The organism is Roseivivax halodurans JCM 10272, assembly GCF_000521785.1.
Classification (GTDB): Bacteria; Pseudomonadota; Alphaproteobacteria; order Rhodobacterales; family Rhodobacteraceae; genus Roseivivax; species Roseivivax halodurans.
Genome location: NZ_JALZ01000007.1, coordinates 1 through 19,213 on the forward strand (window position 1 = coordinate 1; position 19,213 = coordinate 19,213).

The window sequence follows — 19,213 nt, forward strand, 5'->3', positions numbered from 1 at the left end:
AACATTTACGTTAGGGGCTGGCCGAACCGGCGGGCCTTTTCGTTTTCGACGCTCCGCGGATCAGTGCACCACGGCGTCCTCGGGACGGGGATGGCTGCTCGTCGCGATCCGGTCGCCGATCACGAGCCCGTCCGGACCCGCATGGACGGGGATCGTCGCTCCGTCGGCGACATCGCCGGAGAGAAGCATCTCGGCCAGCGGGTCCTGCAAGGCGCGCTGGATCACACGCTTGAGTGGACGCGCCCCGAAGACCGGATCGTAGCCCTCGTCGGCGAGCCACGCTCTCGCGCTGTCGTCGAGTTCGAGATTGATCTTCCGTGCCGCAAGCCGCTTGAGCAGCCGCCCCACCTGGATCTCCACGATGCCCGCCATGTCCTCGCGCTTGAGCCGGTCGAAGATGATCGTCTCGTCGAGACGGTTCAGGAACTCGGGCCGGAAATGCGCCCGGACCGCCTCCATCACGTCGCGCTTGGCCGCCGCGCTGTCCGAGCCTTCGGGCAGTTGCGACAGCGCCTGGGACCCAAGGTTCGAGGTCAGCACGATCAGCGTCTGCTTGAAATCGACCGTGCGCCCCTGCCCGTCCGTCAGAACGCCGTCGTCAAGCACTTGAAGGAGCACGTTGAAGACGTCCGGATGGGCCTTCTCGACCTCGTCGAAGAGCACGACCTGGTAGGGCCGGCGCCGCACCGCTTCGGTCAGAACGCCGCCCTCGTCGTAGCCGACATAGCCCGGAGGGGCGCCGATCAGGCGTGCGACGGAGTGCTTCTCCATGAACTCCGACATGTCGACGCGCACCATCGCCTGGTCGTCGTCGAAGAGGAACTCGGCGACGGCCTTGGTGAGCTCGGTCTTGCCGACGCCGGTGGGCCCGAGGAAGAGGAACGAGCCGAGCGGCCGGTTCTCGTCGTTCAGGCCCGCGCGCGCCCGCCGGACCGCATTTGCGACCGCGGTGACCGCCTGGTTCTGGCCGATGACGCGCTTGTGCAGCCCGTCTTCCATGCGCAGGAGCTTCTCGCGCTCGCCTTCGAGCATCTTCGACGTCGGGATGCCAGTCCAGCGCTCGACGACCTGCGCGATCTGCTCGGGGCGCACGGCCTCCTCGACCATGACGCCTTCCTGCGCCTCGGCCTCCTCGGCCTCGCCGAGCTGCTTCTCGAGCTGCGGGATGATCCCGTAGGAAAGCTCGCCCGCCTTGGCGAGGTCGCCGTTGCGCTTGGCGATTTCGAGATCGGCGCGCGCCCGGTCGAGCTGTTCCTTCAGCGCGCGGGCCTCGCCCAGCCGGTCACGTTCCGCCTGCCACTTCGCGGTCATCTCCGAGGCGCGCTCCTGCAGGTCGCCGAGCTCCTTCTCGAGCTTTTCGAGCCGGTCGCGCGAGGCCGCATCGTCCTCCTTGCGCAGCGCCTCCTGCTCGATCTGCATCTGCAGGATCTGACGGTCGAGCGCGTCGAGCTCCTCGGGCTTGCTGTCCACTTCCATGCGCAGGCGCGAGGCGGCCTCGTCCATCAGGTCGATGGCCTTGTCGGGCAGGAAGCGGTCGGTGATGTAGCGGTGCGAGAGCTGCGCCGCCGCGACGAGGGCAGAATCCGAGATCCGCACGCCGTGGTGCAGCTCGTACTTCTCCTTGATGCCGCGCAGGATCGACACGGTGTCCTCCACCGTCGGCTCCTGCACCATCACCGGCTGGAAGCGCCGGGCGAGCGCCGCGTCCTTCTCGACATGCTTGCGGTACTCGTCGAGTGTCGTCGCACCGACGCAGTGCAGCTCCCCGCGCGCCAGCGCCGGTTTCAGGAGGTTCGAGGCGTCCATCGCGCCGTCGGCCTTGCCGGCCCCGACCAGCGTGTGCATCTCGTCGATGAAGAGGATGATCTCGCCCGCGGCGGCCTCGATCTCCTTCAGGATGGCCTTGAGCCGCTCCTCGAACTCGCCGCGATACTTCGCGCCCGCGATCAGGGCGCCCATGTCGAGCGCGAGCAGGCGCTTGTTGCGCAAGCTCTCGGGCACGTCGCCGTTGACGATGCGCAGCGCGAGGCCTTCGGCGATGGCGGTCTTGCCGACGCCCGGCTCGCCGATGAGGACGGGGTTGTTCTTGGTGCGGCGGGACAGGACCTGCATGGCGCGGCGGATCTCGTCGTCGCGGCCGATGATCGGGTCGATCTTGCCCTCTTCGGCGCGCTCGGTGAGGTCGAGCGCGTATTTCTTGAGCGCGTCGTAGCCCTCTTCGGCATTTGCCGTATCGGCGGTGCGGCCCTTGCGGATCTCGTTGATGGCGCCGTTGAGCTTCTGCGCGCTCACCGCGCCGGCTTCGAGCGCCTCCTTGGCCGGGCTCTTGACCACCGCCAGCGCCGTCAGCATCCGTTCGACGGGAACGAAGCTGTCACCGGCCTTCTTGGCGATCTTCTCGGCCTCGTCGAGAACGCGACCCGTGGCGCTGTCGAGATAGACCTGCCCCGCGTCTCCCGAGACCTTCGGAATCTTGGCCAGCCGGATGTCGAGCGCCTGCACGACGCGGGACGGCTCTCCGCCCGCGCGGGTGATGAGGTTCGAGGCAAGCCCCTCCTCGTCGTCCAGCAGCGCTTTCAGGATATGTTCGGGGGTGAGTTTCTGATGGCTCTCCCGCATCGCGATCGTCTGAGCGGCCTGGATGAAACCGCGCGCCCGTTCCGTGAACTTCTCCAAGTTCATGGGGTTCTCCTCTTCTTGCAAGCGCCCCGTATCGTGGATGCCCTGACATAGGCACATCCCCTCGGAGCCTCGTTATCAAGATGGGGAGCGAATGCTGCGATGCAAGATTGCAACAGATGCAAAAAGGGCGCCCGCAGCGGGGCGCCCTTTTAAGAGAAATTTCAGGTCATTCACTCCTGATTGGCAAGCGCTTCGCTGGCTTCGCGCAGTTGCTCGAAGGCGTCTGCCGCAGCCTGCGCGGCCTGATCGGCGCGCTCGGCTGCGCCTGCCGCGGCCTCGCGGGCCTGCTGGGCCGCTTCCATCGCCTGCGTTGCGGCTTCGGACAGCGCCTGCATGTCCTCCGGCGACATCGCCGGTTCGGACGGGCTGTCACCGGACTGGCCGGATTGCGCCTGCTGATCGGAGCCCGATTGATCCTCGGAGCTCTGCGCGCCGCTGTCCGAGGCCTGATCGCCGCTCTCGCCAGCCGAAGAACCGCCGGCCGCCTGCGCGTCACCCTCCGAGGATTGCGAGCCGGACTCAGCGTCGGCGTTGTCCTCACCGGATTGCGCCGAACCGGAAGTGGCGGAGGACTGGCCCTCTTCGCCGGAACTGCCTTCGGCCTGGTCGCCGGAGGCATCGGAACCGCCGTTCGAGGATTGCGAGGTGCTCTCGGCGTTCTGCTGCGTCGTGTCCGAACCGCTTTCGGAGGACGCGGCCTGCTGGCCTGCCGCGGCGCCGGCTGCGGCACCCGCTGCGGCGCCACCGCTCGAACCGCTGCCGGTCGACGACGCTGCGTCAGAGCTCTCCGGCTGCTCACCTTCGGAGGACGATGCCTCGTCGCTGCCATCCGAAGCGCTGTCCGATTCCGAGCTGGCTTCGCTGGATGCGGCGGCCTGGCCTTCGCTCGGCGAACCGGCTTCGCTGCCGTCACCTTCCGACGCGCTTTCGGACTCTGCCGGTTCGCTCGAAGAACCACCCTCTTCGGCGGCCTGAGCGGTCTCTGTCCCGCCGGCCTCAGATCCTTCGGAGCCGGACGATGCGGCCGTATCACTCTCGCCGCTCGATGCGTCGCTCGCGGCGCCCTCGGAGGCCGATGCATCGCCACCCTCTTCGGTGCTGGCGGCATCCTCGCTCAGGCCCGCTGCATTCGCATCGCCACCTTCGTCCGAGCCGCTTTCGGAGGCGGTATCGTCCGACGAGCTGTCTTCGGAGGCCTCGTCGCCGCCCGGGGCACTGCTGGCCGGATCGACGGACTCGCCGACTTCGCCCTGCGATGCCTCGGCTTCCGTCGCGCCTTCGTTCGCCTGAGCGATCTCGGTGCCCGAACCCTCGCCTTCGGCCATCTCGTTCGACCCGGTTGCCGAGGCCATCTGGGTCTCGGGCTCGCCGCTGCCCTGGGTGAAGCTCAGAGTGATCGCGATGCCGAGCGCGACCACCACCGCCGCACCCAACGTGATGGGGGCGACGCTGGTCGGTTTCTTTGTCGCATGGCCCTTGGGCTTGTCAGCGGGCGTCCCACCCTCGGTGGTTCCCGTGGTCTTGGTCTCGTCGGCCATGTCGATCTCCGGCAATGAATAAACTGGTAAGGAACGAACTAGGGGCGAAATCCGTTCCGGCTAAGACATATAGGCCTAATTGCATACGACAGGTCGGCGCGGGAAGCCGGCAGGACGGGAGATGGAATGTCAGACAATCGACTTATCGTGGCCCTCGACGTCGCCGACGCGCTGACGGGACTGACCATCGCGCAGAAGATCGGCGAACACGTCAACTTCTACAAGATCGGGCTCGCCATGCTCACCGGCGGCGGCCTCGCGCTTGCCAACGAACTCAAGGACCAGCACGGAAAACGCATCCTGCTCGACCTCAAGCTCTACGAGAGCGCCGGAACGATCGAGACGGCGGTGCGCGGGCTCGCCCGGAACGGCATCGACGCCCTGACGGTGCACGGCGATCCGCATGTGGTTCGCGCGGCCAAGGAAGGGGCATCCGGGACCGCCATGCAGATCTATGCGGTGACGATGCTGAGCTCTCTGGGCCGGGCAGACCTCGATGCCAATCTCATGCGGGACGGCGATCCGGGCGAGCTTGCGGCCGAGCGCGCGGCCCGCGCGTTCGACGCCGGCGCCGACGGCGTGATCTGTGCCGCCGGGTACGTGGCGCGTGTCCGCGCCCTGTCCGAAGCGGCGGAGCGGCTGATCGTTGCACCGAACATTCGCGTCGGTGGCAGTTCGCGCGGGGAGGATTTCGCCTCTGCGCCTCCGCGGGACACCCTGACCCGCGGCGCGGATCATATCGTCATCGGTCAGATGGTCACGGGGGCGCGCGATCCGGCAGGGGCCGCACGGTCGATCCTGGCCGAAATCGCCTGAGCATCGGGGCATATTACGGGAGTGTTACCGGAGAATTGCGTACATTCCGGAACGGCAAGCGCAGAACGGCGTTAGGGTGCCAACGATGGTTCAGCCAGCGAGGTCCGACATGTACGAGTCAGTATCCACCGTGGACGACATCCGCTACAACCCGGCAACGTCCTCTTTCGAGGGACTTGTGACTTTTGAGACGCAAGACGGCCGGACGCGGGTCGCCGCCGAGTATCCTGCTCCGCTCGACATGGAATACGACGCCGCGATCGAAGAATTGCGCGCGGAGGCGATGAGTTCTCTCGAGCGTCCGAATGCGCTCAGATCCGTGACGAAAGCCCGCCTGTCGGACAATGTGCCGACGGAACGCGGAGGGTTCTTCCCAATTCGTGAGCTTTTCGGAAACCTTTTCGGGAACCGGGCTGCCTAACGCCGCGTTAGCCCCCTGTTCCCCTGGGGTCTTTATCTGTCCCGAAGACCTCTGACCCAGCCGGGACCGGTCTATTCCCGCCGGTCCCGGTGCCCATACCGGGACTTCCCTCACCAGTGTCGGCAAGGAAGCGGCGCAGCATCTGCTGATGCGGCGGAATGGCGTCCGTGCGATTCAGCAGGACGTCTGGCGCCATGAGCGTCCACCCGGTGCCCTCCGTGCCCAGCCGCACGTCCTTGGCATGTTTCGCAGAGAGCTTCGCGGCGAACATCCAGTGACGCCCAATTTGGTTCTGGCGGTCTGCTTTCCAGAGGAAGGCCGAAGGATCGAGGTCCAGCCCGACCTCTTCTTTCGTCTCGCGCACCGCGCAGACCTCCGGGCTTTCGCTCCCTTCCCGTCCTCCGCCCGGAAGATCGAGGCGGCCCGGCCACACGATACCCGGATATGGATCGCGCCGGATCACCAGAATTCGGCTTCCGAGGAACAGGAGCACCTTCGTTCCCGCGAAGGCGTCGTCTGGCGCCGCACTCATGGCGTCTGGCATCCGGACACCCTATGATGTGCATGCATCTGCGCGTAGTTCATCCCAATGCCTGCCCTCTGTCGCGACTGCCTCAACCGTTTTGACGCCGGCACGCGCTGCCCGGCCTGCCGCTCTCCGCGCGTCGTCTCGCACGGCGAGCTCTGGTCCCTGTCGATCGCGCACATGGATTGCGACGCCTTCTATGCCTCGGTCGAAAAGCGCGACAATCCCGACCTCGAGGGCAAGCCCGTGATCATCGGCGGAGGACGGCGCGGCGTCGTCTCGACCGCCTGCTACGTCGCCCGCATCCGGGGTGTGCGCTCTGCGATGCCGATGTTCAAGGCGCTGGAGCTCTGCCCCGACGCGGTGATCGTGAAACCGCGCATGCAGGTCTATGCGGAGGTCAGCCGCGCCGTGCGCGCGATGATGGAGGATCTCACCCCGGCGGTGGAGCCGCTGTCCCTCGACGAGGCCTTCCTCGACCTCAGGGGCACGGCGCGGCTTCACGGTGCGCCTCCGGCGGTGCTGCTCGCCGGGCTCGTGCGACGCATGCGCGACGAGCTGGGCATCACCGGCTCGATCGGGCTCTCGCACAACAAGTTCCTCGCCAAGATCGCGTCGGACCTCGACAAGCCGCACGGCTTTTCGGTGATCGGAGCCGCCGAGACGGTGGACTTCCTGCGCGAGAAACCCGTGCGGATGATCTGGGGCGTCGGCGAGGCGGGTCAGGACAGTCTCGAGCGCGCCGGCATCCGCACCTTCGGAGACCTCATGCGATGGGACGAGCGGGACCTCACGGCGCGGTTCGGCTCGATGGGGACGCGCCTCTGGCATCTTGCGCGCGGCGAGGACCATCGCCGGGTGTCCGCGCATTCGCCGATCAAGTCGGTTTCGAACGAGACGACCTTCAACGAGGACACAGCCGATCCCGATCTCCTCGACGGCCATCTCTGGCGCATGGCCGAAAAAGTCGCCGACCGTGCCAAGGCCAAGGGGATTGCGGGCCGTGTCGTGGTGCTGAAGCTCAAACGCGGTGATTTCACGCTGATCACCCGCCGGCAGTCGCTGCGGGAGCCGACCCAGTACGCCGACCGGATCTACCGGACGGCAAGAGGGCTCATGGATCAGGTCGAGCCGGGCCATGCCTACCGGTTGCTCGGCGTCGGGATCTCGGATCTCTGCTCGGCCGAGGTGGCGGACCGCACGCCGGATCTTCTGGACCCCGGCGCCGCGAAACGCTCCGAGGCCGAGCGTGCGACGGATCGCATCCGCGCCCGCTTCGGGGAAGGCGCAATCCTCAAGGGACGGGCGCTGCGATAGCCGCCCTCAGCCCATGATCCGGTAGTAAAGCGATTCCGGCAGAAATTGCCCGCCGCGCAGCGCCCAGGAGAACGGCCGCGGAAAGGCGCGCTGGAACTTGTTCGATGTCATGTGATCGAAGACGATCCCGGCGGCCTTCTCCGGCTCCATGATCTGCGGCATCTTGAAATCGTTCTTGTCCGTGAGCCGGGTGCGGATGAAGCCGGGCGCGACAAGCTGCACCTTTACGCCGGTCTTGCGCAGATCGCATCTCATGCATTCGGCCATCGCCATCACGCCAGCCTTGGAGGCGGTGTAGGCGACGGAGCCCGGAAGCCCGCGATAGCCCGTGAGCGAGCCCGTCAGCACGATGTGCCCCCGGTCCCGCGCGACGAAGCGCGGCACGATCTCGCCCATGCAGCGCATCGCGCCGGTGAAGTTCACGTCGGCCATCGTGTTCGCCTTCTCGGCGTCCCATTCATCCGCCCCGAACGGCCAGTAGACGCCGGCGAGGAACACGACACCGTCGATCTCGCCCGCATCTTCCACTGCCCGGGCGACGGCTTCGGCATCGGTGACGTCCAGCGGCAGGGCCCGCGCCTCGCCCGGCAGATCGCCCGCCAGGTCCCGCAGCTTGTCCTCGCTGCGCGCCGAGAGGATCAGCGACACGCCCTCCGCGCTCATCTTTCGCGCGAGCGCCGCGCCGAGCCCGTCGCTCGCGCCGATCAGCCAGTATGTCTTGCCGCTCAGATCCGTCACGTATCCTCCTTCCGGCGCCGCGCCGGTATCTCGAACTCGCGAAACAGGTCGTGCCTCACGATGGTTCCGCCGCAGCGCCGCGCGGTGCGTCACGGGTCGGTGTGACGGCCAGAACCGCAAGCGCGACGAGCTTCAGCCCGCATGGAAGGGCCGCATAGAGAAGCGTGAGGCCGATCAGCGCCCGCTCCGGGTTCTCGGCTCCGGACTCGAAGCCGAGCGCGTCCAGCAGCGGCAGGAGCGCGATCGCCGCGAAGGCCAGCGTCAGCTTCTGCACGAAGGACCAGAGGGCGAAGCCGCCGGTGGCGGAGGGCGCGATCTTGGCCATCCGTCCGGCGAAGATCGCCGGCAAAAGGGTGAGGTCGGCGCCCGTCGCGGCGCCAGAGGCGATGCAGATGAGCGCGAAGAGCGCGACATCCCCCGCGCCAAGCGTCAGCGCGCCCCCGAAGGAGAGGATCGCGAGGACCATCGCCGCCATGAGGGTGCCCCGCTCTCCCCGCGCAAGCGCGATCCGGCCCCAGATCGGCGCGGCCAATGCGGCCGACAGGAAGAAGAGGACGAGGAGCGGCCCCTCCCAGCCCGGCGCCTGCAACCGGCTTTCGACGAAGAAGAGAAAGAGCGACGAGGTGACGGCAACCGGCGCCGCGTTCGCGAAGGCGATCAGCAGAAGGCGGCGGGCCGTGGCATCGCGCAGAACCGCCCGAAAGCCGGCGGGCGCGACCTCGAGCGACCTGCCCCAGTCTCCCCGCATCATCCACGCCGCCGCCAGGGAGGCCGCGGCGAAGACCAGCGCGAAGATCGGGAATGCCGGCAGCCCGGCCTCCTGCAGCACGCTCGGCAGGATCGCGGCGAGGCAGACGCCGGTCAGCGCGCCGGTCTCGCGCCAGCGGGCGAGGCGGACGTGACCGCCCTCTCCGAGGCCGCCTGCGAGCACCACACCCCGCGCGTAGAAGGTGATCGTGAGAAAGGAGAAGCCCGAGAAGACCAGCGTGAGCGTCAGCGCGAACCACCAGATCGCCGGGATCGGCGGGGCAATTGCGAAGAGCCCGATCATCCCGGCCGCCAGCACGAGGGTGCCGATGGCGACGGCAAGCCCCTGTCGCCGCCGGACCGCTTCCGCAAGCCGGCCGAGCAGGGGGTCCTGGATGACGTCGAAGAGCCGCAGCACGAAGAGAACCGTCCCCATCGCGGCGAGGCTCACGCCGTATTCGTCGGCATAGACCTTGGGCGCATGGATGTAGATCGGCAGGCCTGCCGCCGAGAGCACGCCTCCGAAGGCGGCATGCGCGGGAAAGCGCGGCCCGTCGCTCACGACACGTCGTGGGCGGGCGGTTCGGGCCGGGACCGGAAGCGTGCCCCCTTCCACCAGAGTTTCAGCGCCTGCCAGTGAATCAGCGCCAGCACCCGGCGCGATCCGAACGGGCGGCGGAGGAGCGCGCCGAGGATGCCCCGGTTGGTCAACGCCGTCCGCCGCCCGGTGAGCGTCGCGACGAGGCCGCCGCCGTCATGGGTGTAGTCGATCCAGATTCCCACCCGGTCCGACGAGATGTCGAAGCGGAAGCGGTAACCTCCCGAGACCGGCTGGAAGGGCGAGACATGAAAGATCTTCTGCGCCTCGAGGATGTCGCCGGGTGCGATGGGCTCTCCGCCGGGATGGGAGCAGAGATAGGAATGCCGGTCCCCGAACGTGTTCGAGACTTCGGCGATGACAGCGACGAGCGCGCCGGCCGCGTCGTGGGCGAGCCAGAAGCTCACCGGATTGAAGACGTGGCCGAGAAGGCGCGGCTGCGCCAAGAGCTCGAGTTTGCCGTCCGCGCGGACCTGATGCCGTGTCAGCACCTCGCGCGCCCATCCCGCGCCGCGCCCGTCCTTCGGAGGCCCGCCATGGTCCCGATCATGAAGGCTCGCGACATTGCCGCGGTTCCGCGAGAAGAGAGCGGGCCCCGAAGCCGGGGACCCGGCATCCACCAGCACGTAATCGATCGAGTAGCGGAAGGCGTTCTTCACCGATCCCTTGCGACCGTGCCAGGTATGCCCCGCGATATGATCGACCCGCGCCATTCCGTCACTCCGCCGCGACGAGGCCCGCCCGCGCCCGGATGGCGCCTGCCACGTCCCATGCGCTGGCGAGGCCGTCCTCGTGAAAGCCGTTCTTCATCCATGCGCCGCAATACCACGTATTGCGGGTACCGTTATGGGCGCGCATCGCCTCCTGCGCCTCCAGAGCTCCCAGATCGTAGACCGGATGCCGCAGCTCGGCCTCGTCGAAGATCAGCTCTTCGCGGATCTCCCGGGTGGAATTGAGGGTCACGAAGAGCGGATCGTCCATCGGGATCGGCTGCAGCGAATTCATCCAGTAGGTCAGGTCTATCGTGTTGAGCGCGCGCACCTTGTCCTCGGTGTAGTTCCAGGAGGACCAGACGCTGCGCCGCTTGGGCATGATCCGGTCGTCGGAATGCAGCACCATCCGGTTCGGCTGGTAGGCCACGGCGCCGAGGATTCGCCGCTCCGCCCCGCTCGGATCCTCGAGCATCTTCAGGCTGTCGTCGGAATGGGTGGCGAAGATCACGTCGTCGAAGAGCTCCCACGCCCCGCCCCGGGCGCGCACTTCCGCGCCGCGCAGCCCGCGGCGCACGCCCGCTACCGGGGCGCCGCTGCGGATCTCGACGCCCTGGTGCACCAGAGCCGTCTCAAGCCGCGCAACGTATTCCCGGCTTCCGCCCTCCACCGTGTACCATTGGTGCTGGCCGGTATGGTGCAGAAGAGCGTGGTTCTCGAAGAAGCGGATCAGCGCGTGGGCCGGGAAGTCGAGGATCTTCTCCGTCGGTGTGGACCAGATCGCCCCCGAGAGCGGCAGCAGGTAGTAGTCGCGGAACCAGGGCCCGGTTCCGAGCTTCTCGAGGAAATCGCCGAGGCTCTGCGTCGTGTCCGTCGCCGCATCGAGCGCGCGCGCATTGAAGCGGAAGATGTCCCGCAGCATGCGCAGGAAGCGCGGATTGACCGCATTCTTCGGCTGCGCAAAGACCGCCCGCGGGCCGGCCAGCCCGTATTCCAGCGCTCCGCCGCGCAGGCTCGCCCCGAAACTCATGCTCGATTTCGCGACGGGCACGTCCAGGCGGTCGAAGAGATCGGCGAGAAGCGGGTAATTGGCGTAGTTGAACACGATGAAGCCGGTGTCGACCGGCTGATCGCCGCGCTTGCCCGCCAGCTTCGTCCGCGCGTGCCCCCCGAGCCGCGGCTCGGCCTCGAACAGTGTCACGTGGTGCTCGTCGGACAGGTAGTAGGACGCGCCCAGCCCCGAGATGCCGCCTCCGATCACTGCGATCTTGCGCGGGGCTGCGGACAGGCGTTCGAATGGCATGTACTCGGTACTCCGGAATGCGGGTCTCGGGACTGTTACGGAACCCGCGGACAGGCGGATGACTTTGAGATCCATAGACCCAAAAGTGATCCAGCGTAGAGGCCCCTTCGTATGCCGGACATGTTGCGCAATGCCCAACGCGTCGAGGATTTTGAACCCGGGGCTCCGATCCCGGTCGAATTGCCGCACCCGCCGCGGCACGAGCCGGCGGCCAGATCCGTGCACGATGCCGGGATGACAGCCGCGAAAGGCCTTCCCGACCCGTGGACGGGCAGATTGCACGATATCCGGGAGAACCGGAGCGAGGCGGCCTTCGTCGCCGTGTTCGAACATTTCGCGCCGCGGGTGAAGGCCTTCCTGATGAAGTCCGGATCCGATGCGGCGCTCGCAGAGGAAATCGTGCAGGACGTGATGACGACGGTCTGGCGCAAATCGCATCTCTTCGATCCCGCGCGCGCCAGCGTCGCGACGTGGATCTTCACCATCGCGCGCAACCGGCGGATCGACACGATCCGCAGGACAAGGCGCCCGGAACCCGAGGATCTGCCCTGGGGCCCCGATCACGAACCCGACGCGACCGATATCCTCGGTCTTCAACAGGACAGCGCGAAACTGGTCGATGCGCTGAAGACGTTACCCGAAAAACAGAGGCTGCTGATCGAGAAGGCGTATTTCGGTGATCTCAGCCATCGGGAGATCGCCGCGGAAACCGGGCTTCCGCTCGGCACCATCAAGTCCCGCATCCGGCTGGCGCTGGACCGCCTGCGCCATGCCATGACGTGAACGGAACTCCAGTCATGATCGAGCATCACCTCACCGACGACCTTCTGATGGCCTATTCCGCAGGCACCCTGCCCGAAGCGTTCGACCTTGCCGTGGCGACGCATCTGTCGCTCTGCGACACCTGCCGCGCCGCGGCCGAGAGCTACGACGCGGTCGGCGGCGCGCTCATCGCGGATGGCCCGGGCGCCGAGGTCTCGGACGACTGCCTCGAGGCGACGCTGGCCCGGATCCGCGGCGAGGCGCCCGAAGCCGCGCCGCGTCCGATAGATGCCAGCGGCGTGCTTCCCGCTCCGCTTGCGGCCTATGTGGGCGGCTCGCTCGACAAGGTCGCCTGGCGCCCCGTCGGCATGGGCGTGAAGCAGGCAATTCTCGAGACCGGCGAGGGTGCAACGGCACGGCTTCTCTTCATTCCGGCAGGAACCGCCATGCCCGACCACACCCATCGCGGAACCGAGATCACCATCGTTCTGCAGGGCGCCTTTGCCGACGAGGGCGGGACCTTCGCGCGGGGTGACGTCGAGATCGCGACCGACGCGGATCACCACATGCCGGTCGCCGACATCTCGGAGGATTGCATCTGCCTCGCGGTGACCGATGCCCCGCTGCGGTTCAGGGGAATTCTTCCGCGGCTCGCGCAGCCTTTCCTCAAAATCTGAGCGGCCGGGCCTCATTTAGCGCACGACATATGTAAATGACGCTGAATTAATCGCCTCATACGTGCGCTCTTGCGCGGGCGAAGGCGTCTATTTTTCAATTAGATGCGGCCCGAAGCAAACGTTAACACCCGGATAATGCAGAAAATTAGCCGCGTTAATCCAAGCTTACACGCTGCTCTGCAGCGTGACTCACAGCCTCCTCGCCATTACAACTTTCAGTTGGGACAGAGGGGTCGAATCATTTAGAGGGAGGCCGTTTTGCACGAGAGCAGCACGGAAAGCCGTCGGAAGCTGATCGAACTTCTCGAAGCGAAGGTGGGTCGGGAGCGCGCGCGCGAATTCCTTCACACCCCAAATCCGATCCTCGGCTGGCAGAAGCCTGCCGAGATCCTCGACGCAGACCATCTCGGCCTTATGCGCATGACTGTGCTCGTCACGAGCATGGGACGGGAGAGCGTCGCCGCCTGATCCGAACGTCCAGGTCTTTGGAGAAAAAAAGGCGGCGCAATCGCGCCGCCTTAGTCGTTTCAGGGGGGGGCTGAGGTCAGCCCTTTTTCTTCTTCGGCGGCATCAGGTCGGTGATCGTGCCCTCGAACATCTCGGCAGCGAAGTTCACCGTCTCCGACAGCGTCGGGTGCGGGTGGATCGTGTGGCCGAGGTCGATCGCATCGGCCCCCATCTCGATCGCGAGCGCGGCCTCCGAGATGAGATCGCCCGCCGCGGTGCCGACGATCGCCGCGCCGATCACGCGCTGATCCTCCGGGTCGAAGAGCAGCTTGGTCATACCCTCGGAGCGCCCGTTGGACAGCGACCGGCCCGATGCGGCCCAGGGGAAGACGCCCTTCTCGACCTTGATGCCCTTTTCCTTGGCCTGGGTCTCGGTCAGGCCGCACCACGCCACTTCGGGGTCGGTATAGGCGACGGACGGGATCACGCGCGCATCGAAGGCGCGGTTCTCGCCCGCCGCGACCTCGGCCGCGACCTTGCCCTCGTGCACCGCCTTGTGCGCCAGCATCGGCTGGCCGACCACGTCGCCGATGGCAAAGATGTGGCTCTGTCCCGTGCGCTGGAATTCGTCGACCGCGATGAAGCCGCGCTCGTCCACGGCTACGCCTGCGTTCTCGGCGTCGATCAGCTTGCCGTTGGGCTTGCGGCCGACAGCGACCAGCACCTTGTCGAACGTGTCGGTGAAGCTCTCGCCCTTCTCGTCCTCGAAGGTGACCTTGAGGCCCTTCTTCTGCGCCTCCATCCCCGTGACCTTGGTCTTGAGGAAGATGTTCTCGTAACGGCCCTTGATGCGCTGCATCAGCGGCTTCACGAGGTCCTTGTCGGCGCCTGGGATGATCTGATCCATCAGTTCCACGACCGTGATCTTCGATCCGAGCGCGTCGTAGACGCAGGCCATCTCGAGCCCGATAATCCCGCCGCCGAGCACGAGCATCCGTTTGGGGATGTCCTCGAGTTCGAGCGCGCCGGTGGAATCCACCACCCGCGGGTCGTCATGCGGGATGAACGGCAGCTCGACAGGTTCCGACCCGGCGGCGATGATGCACTGGTCGAAGCTGACCTTGGTCGTGCCTTCATCTCCCTCGACCGCGATCATGTTCGGCCCGGTGAACTTGCCGAGGCCGCGCACGACCTCTACTTTCCGCTGCTTGGCGAGCCCGTCGAGTCCGCCCGTGAGCTTGCCGACGACGCCGTCCTTGAACTCGCGCAGCTCCTTGAGGTCGATCTTCGGCTTTCCGAAGCTCACCCCGTGGCTGCCCATCTCCTCGGCCTCGGTGATGACCTTGGATACGTGCAGCAGCGCCTTCGACGGAATGCAGCCGACATTGAGGCAGACGCCCCCGAGCGAGGGGTAGCGTTCGATCAGCACCACCTTCTTGCCGAGGTCGGCCGCCCGGAACGCCGCCGAATAGCCGCCGGGGCCGGAACCGAGCACGACGACCTCGCCGTGCACGTCCCCCTTACCCTGATCGCCACCCGCGGGCTGCACGCTCTTGGGGGCGTCCTGCTTCTGATCGGAGCCGCGGTCGCCGTAGCCACCGCCCTGCTCGCCGCCCTGACCTTTCGGCTCATCGGCCTTCTCGTCTTCGGCGCCCGCGTCGTCCGCGGCCTCGAGGGTGATGATCACGTCCCCCTCGGAGACCTTGTCGCCTTCCTTGACCTTGATCTCGGTGACCTTGCCCGCATGGCTCGACGGAACCTCCATCGTCGCCTTGTCGGACTCGAGCTCGATCAGGGGATCTTCCTTCTCGACCGTGTCGCCGACGCTCACCAGGACGGTGATCACCGGAACACCCGAGAAATCGCCTATGTCGGGTACCTTGATATCCATCTCGGGCCCCCTCAGAGCATCAGCCGGCGCGGATCGGCCAGCAGGTATTTCAGATGCGCGCAGAACCGCGCGGCGAGCGCGCCGTCGATGGCGCGGTGGTCGTAGCTGAGCGACATCGGCAGCATGTTGCGCGGCACGAACTGCTCACCGTCCCAGACCGGCGCCATCTTGGAGCGCGTGAGGCCGAGGATCGCCACTTCGGGCGCGTTGACGATCGGCGTGAACGAGGTACCCCCGATCCCTCCGAGAGAGGAGATCGTGAAGGACGCGCCCTTCATGTCGTCGCCCTTGAGCTTGCCGTCGCGCGCGGCCTTGGAGAGGTCGCCGAGCTCCTGCGAGATCTCCACGATCCCCTTGCGGTCGGCGTTCTTGATCACCGGCACCATCAGCCCGTTCGGCGTGTCCGCCGCGAAGCCGATGTTGTAGTAGTGCTTGCGGATCAGCTTGTCGCCGTCGGGATGGATCGAGGAATTGACCTCCCAGTGCTTCTTGAGCGTCGCGACGCTGGCCTTGACGATGAAGGACAGGAGCGTGACGCGATAGCCCTCCTCCTTGGCCTGCGTGTCGAGTTCCTTGCGGTACTTGTCGAGGTCGGTGATGTCCGCCTCTTCGTTGTGGGTGACATGCGGGATGTTCAGCCACGAGCGGTGCAGCGCGGGGCCCGAGATCTTCTTGATCCGGGACATCTCAACATCCTCGACCTCGCCGAACTTGGAGAAGTCCTGAGGCGGGATCGGCGGGATACCCATGCCGCCCTGCCCCGCCTGACCGCCAGCCGGCGCCGGAGCCGCCTGACCTTTCAGCGCCTTCTCGACGTCCTCGCGCAGGATGCGGCCCTTGCGGCCCGACCCGTTCACCGTGCCGAGGTCGATGCCGACCCGGCGCGCAAAGGCGCGCACGGAGGGAGAGGCATGTACCTTGGAGAAGCCCTGATCGGTCACGGCGCCCGCGGCACCGCCGGGACGGGGCTGCGAGGAGCGCTCCTCGCCGCCCGAGGCCGCCGCCGGCTGCTGCGATGCGCCGCCACCCGAGGAGCCGGCCTCATCCGATTTCTCGGCTTTCGGCTCTTCCTCGACCTTTTCCTCTTTGGGCTGATCTTTGCCCTCGTCGGCCCCCGCGCCGTCCTCTTCGATGATCAGGATGACCGTGCCTTCGGACACGCTGTCGCCCTCGCCGACCTTGATCTCCTTGACGGTGCCGGCATGGGAGGACGGCACCTCCATCGTCGCCTTGTCGCTCTCGAGCTCGATCAGCGGGTCTTCTTCGGCAATCGTGTCACCCACGCTCACCAGCACGGAGATCACAGGCACATCGGTGAAATCGCCGATATCGGGCACTTTTACTTCGGTCGTCATTCTCTCTCGCTCCCTCGTCCGGCGCTCAGGAAAGGCGCGGGTTCGGCTTGCCGCCGTCGATGTCGTATTTCTTGAGCGCTTCGGTCAGGTCCTTGTCGGACACGGCGCCCTCGCGGTGAAGGTCGACCATCGCGGCCGCCGCGATGTGGTTGGCGTCGACCTCGAAGAACCGCCGCAGGTTCTCGCGGCTGTCCGACCGTCCGTACCCATCGGTGCCAAGAACGGTGTAGCGGTTCGGCACGAAGGCGCGGATCTGCTCGGCGAAGGTCTTCACGTAGTCCGTCGCAGCGATGACCGGGCCTTTCACGTTCTGCATGAGCTGACTGACGTAAGGCACGCGCTCCTCGCCCAGCGGGTTCAGCCGGTTGTGCCGCAGAGCATCCTGTCCGTCGCGCGCCAGTTCGGTGAACGAGGTCGCCGACCAGATGTCCGATGTGACGCCGAAATCCTCCTTCAGCATCTCGGCGGCGCGGATCGCCTGACAGAGGATGACGCCCGAGCCCATCAGGTTGACGTGCTTCTTGCCGGGACGCGAGGTCTTGGACATCCGGTAGAGGCCCTTGATGATCCCTTCCTCGGCACCCGTCGGCATCTCGGGGTGCTGGTAGTTCTCGTTCATCAGGGTGATGTAGTAGAAGACATCCTCCTGATCCTGATACATCCGCTTCATGCCGTGCTGCACGATGACCGCGACCTCGTAGGAGAAGGTCGGATCGTAGCTGATGCAGTTGGGGATCGTGGACGAGATGACGTGGCTGTGCCCGTCCTCGTGCTGCAGGCCCTCACCGTTGAGGGTCGTCCGGCCCGCGGTGCCGCCCAGAAGGAAGCCCCGCGCGCGGCTGTCGCCGGCGGCCCAGGCAAAGTCGCCCACCCGCTGGAAGCCGAACATCGAGTAGAAGATGTAGAACGGGATCATCGGCACGCCGTGCGTCGAATACGCCGTCGCCGCCGCGATCCAGTCGGCCATGGAGCCGGCCTCGTTGATGCCCTCCTGCAGGACCTGGCCGTCCTTGCTTTCCTTGTAGAACATCATCTGGTCGGCGTCCTGGGGCGTGTAGTTCTGCCCCAGCGGGTTGTAGATACCGACGGACCGGAAGAGCCCCTCCATGCCGAAGGTGCGGCTCTCGTCCGGCACGATCGGAACGACGTGCTTGCCGATCTGCTTGTCGCGCAGGAGCGTCGTGAGGATCCGCACGAAGGCCATGGTCGAAGAGAACTCGCGGTCGCCGGAGGACTGGAGCTCCTTCTTGAACTTGTCGAGGCCCGGGATCTCGAGCTTCGGCACGTCGTAGGTGCGCTTCGGGAACTCTCCGCCCAGCTCGTTGCGGCGCTCGGTCAGGTAGGACTTCTGCGCGTTGTTGAGGGTGACGAAGGGCACCTTCTCGAGATCGGCGTCGTCGATGGGGATCCGGAACCTGTCCCGCATCGCCTTCAGCTGGTCGACCTGCATCTTCTTAGACTGGTGGGCGATGTTCTGACCTTCGCCGGCCGAGCCCATTCCGTAGCCCTTCACCGTCTTCACGAGGATGCAGGTCGGCTGGCCGTCCGCGTGGGTCGCGCGGTGGTAGGCGTTGTAGACCTTCTTGACGTCGTGACCGCCGCGGCGGAGCGCCCAGATCTCGTCGTCGGTCCAGTCCTTCACCAGCTCCGCGGTCTCGGGATACTTCCCGAAGAAATGCTCGCGGATATAGGCGCCGTCCTTCGACTTGAAGGTCTGGTAGTCGCCGTCGATGGTCTCGTCCATCAGCTGGCGCAGCTTGCCGGATGTGTCGCGCTCGAGCAGATCGTCCCAGCCGCGGCCCCAGAGCAGCTTGATGACGTCCCACCCCGCGCCGCGGAACGAGCCCTCGAGCTCCTGCACGATCTTGGAGTTGCCGCGTACCGGGCCGTCGAGGCGCTGGAGGTTGCAGTTGATCACGAAGATGAGGTTGTCGAGCCCCTCGCGCGCGGCGATCGAGATCGCGCCGAGGCTCTCGGGCTCGTCCATCTCGCCGTCGCCGAGGAAGGCCCAGACCTTGCGGTCGGACTTCTCGATCAGGCCGCGGTTCTCCATGTATTTCATGAAGCGCGCCTGGTAGACCGCCATCATCGGGCCGAGGCCCATCGAGACGGTCGGGAACTGCCAGTAATCGGGCATCAGCCACGGGTGCGGATAGGACGACAGGCCCTTGCCGTTTACCTCCTGGCGGAAGCTCGTCAGCGTCTCCTCGTCGATCCGGCCCTCCATAAAGGAACGCGCGTAGATCCCCGGGATCACATGGCCCTGGAAGAACACCAGATCGCCGCCATGCATCGTCGACTTGGCGCGCCAGAAATGGTTGAGGCCGACGTCGTAGAGCGCCGCGGACGAGGCGAAGGAGGCGATATGCCCGCCGATCCCTTCGCTTTCCTTGTTGGCGCGCACGACGGTCGCCATCGCGTTCCAGCGATTGATGGTGCGGATGCGCCACTCCATCTCGAGATCGCCGGGCACGTCGATCTCGTCATCCGGCGAGATCGTGTTCTGGTAAGGCGTCGTGGCCGAAAACGGCAGCATCGCACCCGCCGCGCGGGCCTGCTGCACGGCCTTGTCGAGCAGGTAATGGGCGCGGTCCGGGCCGTCGCGCAGGATCACGTCCTCGACGGCCTCCTGCCATTCCTGCGATTCTACGGGATCGATGTCCTGCGGCGTGTCTTTCATGAGCC

16 protein-coding genes are annotated in these 19,213 nt (G+C 66.4%); 6 read left to right on the forward strand and 10 right to left on the reverse strand.

Annotated features, from left to right (window positions below; genetic code table 11):
- Positions 1-60: 60 nt before the first annotated feature.
- Together clpB and OCH239_RS08250 are read right to left on the reverse strand one after the other, a co-directional pair.
- Positions 61-2,682 (reverse strand): ATP-dependent chaperone ClpB, encoded by a 2,622-nt coding sequence (clpB, locus tag OCH239_RS08245; RefSeq protein WP_037260957.1) that lies wholly within the window; start codon positions 2,680-2,682, stop codon positions 61-63.
- Positions 2,683-2,852: 170 nt separating this feature from the next.
- Positions 2,853-4,220: a putative sodium/potassium/calcium exchanger gene (locus tag OCH239_RS08250; protein ID WP_037260960.1), complete on the reverse strand. Its 1,368-nt coding sequence runs from the start codon at positions 4,218-4,220 to the stop codon at positions 2,853-2,855.
- A gap of 126 nt (positions 4,221-4,346) precedes the next feature.
- Between OCH239_RS08250 and pyrF the strand changes: the two genes are divergently transcribed.
- Both pyrF and OCH239_RS08260 read left to right on the forward strand, forming a co-directional pair.
- The gene (gene pyrF, locus OCH239_RS08255) at positions 4,347-5,036 is read left to right on the forward strand and encodes an orotidine-5'-phosphate decarboxylase (protein WP_037260963.1); all 690 of its coding nucleotides are present in this window, start codon (positions 4,347-4,349) and stop codon (positions 5,034-5,036) included.
- Positions 5,037-5,145: 109 nt separating this feature from the next.
- A complete protein-coding gene (locus tag OCH239_RS08260) occupies positions 5,146-5,457 on the forward strand; it encodes a hypothetical protein (protein WP_051489374.1) in 312 nt (103 codons plus the stop codon).
- 7 nt (positions 5,458-5,464) lie between these two features.
- Here OCH239_RS08260 and OCH239_RS08265 read toward each other — a convergent pair whose 3' ends face one another.
- Positions 5,465-6,001, reverse strand: coding sequence for an NUDIX domain-containing protein (locus tag OCH239_RS08265; RefSeq protein WP_244430328.1), 537 nt, complete (start codon positions 5,999-6,001; stop codon positions 5,465-5,467).
- A gap of 45 nt (positions 6,002-6,046) precedes the next feature.
- Between OCH239_RS08265 and OCH239_RS08270 the strand changes: the two genes are divergently transcribed.
- Positions 6,047-7,300, forward strand: a complete 1,254-nt coding sequence (locus tag OCH239_RS08270; protein WP_037260966.1) for a DNA polymerase IV — start codon at positions 6,047-6,049, stop codon at positions 7,298-7,300.
- A 6-nt stretch (positions 7,301-7,306) separates the two neighbouring features.
- Here OCH239_RS08270 and OCH239_RS08275 read toward each other — a convergent pair whose 3' ends face one another.
- The 4 genes from OCH239_RS08275 to OCH239_RS08290 are packed head-to-tail and all read right to left on the reverse strand — an operon-like array spanning position 7,307 to position 11,396.
- A complete protein-coding gene (locus tag OCH239_RS08275) occupies positions 7,307-8,038 on the reverse strand; it encodes an SDR family NAD(P)-dependent oxidoreductase (RefSeq protein WP_037260969.1) in 732 nt (243 codons plus the stop codon).
- A gap of 55 nt (positions 8,039-8,093) precedes the next feature.
- The gene (locus OCH239_RS08280) at positions 8,094-9,347 is read right to left on the reverse strand and encodes an MFS transporter (protein WP_037260972.1); all 1,254 of its coding nucleotides are present in this window, start codon (positions 9,345-9,347) and stop codon (positions 8,094-8,096) included.
- Positions 9,344-10,096: a DUF1365 domain-containing protein gene (locus OCH239_RS08285; protein WP_037260975.1), complete on the reverse strand. Its 753-nt coding sequence runs from the start codon at positions 10,094-10,096 to the stop codon at positions 9,344-9,346. The genes OCH239_RS08280 and OCH239_RS08285 overlap by 4 nt, the downstream gene beginning before the upstream one ends.
- 4 nt (positions 10,097-10,100) lie before the next feature.
- Positions 10,101-11,396 (reverse strand): NAD(P)/FAD-dependent oxidoreductase, encoded by a 1,296-nt coding sequence (locus OCH239_RS08290; RefSeq protein ID WP_037260977.1) that lies wholly within the window; start codon positions 11,394-11,396, stop codon positions 10,101-10,103.
- Positions 11,397-11,630: 234 nt separating this feature from the next.
- On the opposite strand from OCH239_RS08290, the gene OCH239_RS08295 reads away from it, so the two are divergent.
- The 3 genes from OCH239_RS08295 (at position 11,631) to OCH239_RS08305 (ending at position 13,303) form a co-directional block, all read left to right on the forward strand.
- On the forward strand, positions 11,631-12,179 hold the full coding sequence (locus tag OCH239_RS08295; protein WP_037261397.1) for a sigma-70 family RNA polymerase sigma factor: 549 nt from the start codon (positions 11,631-11,633) through the stop codon (positions 12,177-12,179).
- A gap of 14 nt (positions 12,180-12,193) precedes the next feature.
- A complete protein-coding gene (locus OCH239_RS08300) occupies positions 12,194-12,835 on the forward strand; it encodes a ChrR family anti-sigma-E factor (protein ID WP_037260981.1) in 642 nt (213 codons plus the stop codon).
- 258 nt (positions 12,836-13,093) lie between these two features.
- Positions 13,094-13,303 (forward strand): antitoxin Xre/MbcA/ParS toxin-binding domain-containing protein, encoded by a 210-nt coding sequence (locus tag OCH239_RS08305; RefSeq protein ID WP_037260984.1) that lies wholly within the window; start codon positions 13,094-13,096, stop codon positions 13,301-13,303.
- A gap of 76 nt (positions 13,304-13,379) precedes the next feature.
- On the opposite strand, the gene lpdA is transcribed toward OCH239_RS08305, so the two are convergent.
- The 3 genes from lpdA to aceE are packed head-to-tail and all read right to left on the reverse strand — an operon-like array spanning position 13,380 to position 19,208.
- On the reverse strand, positions 13,380-15,173 hold the full coding sequence (gene lpdA / locus OCH239_RS08310) for a dihydrolipoyl dehydrogenase (RefSeq protein ID WP_037260987.1): 1,794 nt from the start codon (positions 15,171-15,173) through the stop codon (positions 13,380-13,382).
- Between the two features lie 11 nt (positions 15,174-15,184).
- On the reverse strand, positions 15,185-16,528 hold the full coding sequence (gene aceF, locus OCH239_RS08315) for a dihydrolipoyllysine-residue acetyltransferase (RefSeq protein WP_037260990.1): 1,344 nt from the start codon (positions 16,526-16,528) through the stop codon (positions 15,185-15,187).
- Positions 16,529-16,553: 25 nt separating this feature from the next.
- A complete protein-coding gene (aceE, locus tag OCH239_RS08320; protein ID WP_037260993.1) occupies positions 16,554-19,208 on the reverse strand; it encodes a pyruvate dehydrogenase (acetyl-transferring), homodimeric type in 2,655 nt (884 codons plus the stop codon).
- Positions 19,209-19,213 lie beyond the last annotated feature (5 nt).

Bases quoted from the DNA above. Each gene is read 5' to 3' on its own strand.
- clpB (WP_037260957.1), bottom strand. From the start codon at position 2,682: ATGAACTTGGAGAAGTTCACGGAACGGGCGCGCGGTTTCATCCAGGCC.
- OCH239_RS08250 (WP_037260960.1), bottom strand. From the start codon at position 4,220: ATGGCCGACGAGACCAAGACCACGGGAACCACCGAGGGTGGGACGCCC.
- pyrF (WP_037260963.1), top strand. From the start codon at position 4,347: ATGTCAGACAATCGACTTATCGTGGCCCTCGACGTCGCCGACGCGCTG.
- OCH239_RS08260 (WP_051489374.1), top strand. From the start codon at position 5,146: ATGTACGAGTCAGTATCCACCGTGGACGACATCCGCTACAACCCGGCA.
- OCH239_RS08265 (WP_244430328.1), bottom strand. From the start codon at position 6,001: ATGCCAGACGCCATGAGTGCGGCGCCAGACGACGCCTTCGCGGGAACG.
- OCH239_RS08270 (WP_037260966.1), top strand. From the start codon at position 6,047: ATGCCTGCCCTCTGTCGCGACTGCCTCAACCGTTTTGACGCCGGCACG.
- OCH239_RS08285 (WP_037260975.1), bottom strand. From the start codon at position 10,096: ATGGCGCGGGTCGATCATATCGCGGGGCATACCTGGCACGGTCGCAAG.
- OCH239_RS08290 (WP_037260977.1), bottom strand. From the start codon at position 11,396: ATGCCATTCGAACGCCTGTCCGCAGCCCCGCGCAAGATCGCAGTGATC.
- OCH239_RS08295 (WP_037261397.1), top strand. From the start codon at position 11,631: ATGACAGCCGCGAAAGGCCTTCCCGACCCGTGGACGGGCAGATTGCAC.
- OCH239_RS08300 (WP_037260981.1), top strand. From the start codon at position 12,194: ATGATCGAGCATCACCTCACCGACGACCTTCTGATGGCCTATTCCGCA.
- lpdA (WP_037260987.1), bottom strand. From the start codon at position 15,173: ATGGATATCAAGGTACCCGACATAGGCGATTTCTCGGGTGTTCCGGTG.
- aceF (WP_037260990.1), bottom strand. From the start codon at position 16,528: ATGACGACCGAAGTAAAAGTGCCCGATATCGGCGATTTCACCGATGTG.
- aceE (WP_037260993.1), bottom strand. From the start codon at position 19,208: ATGAAAGACACGCCGCAGGACATCGATCCCGTAGAATCGCAGGAATGG.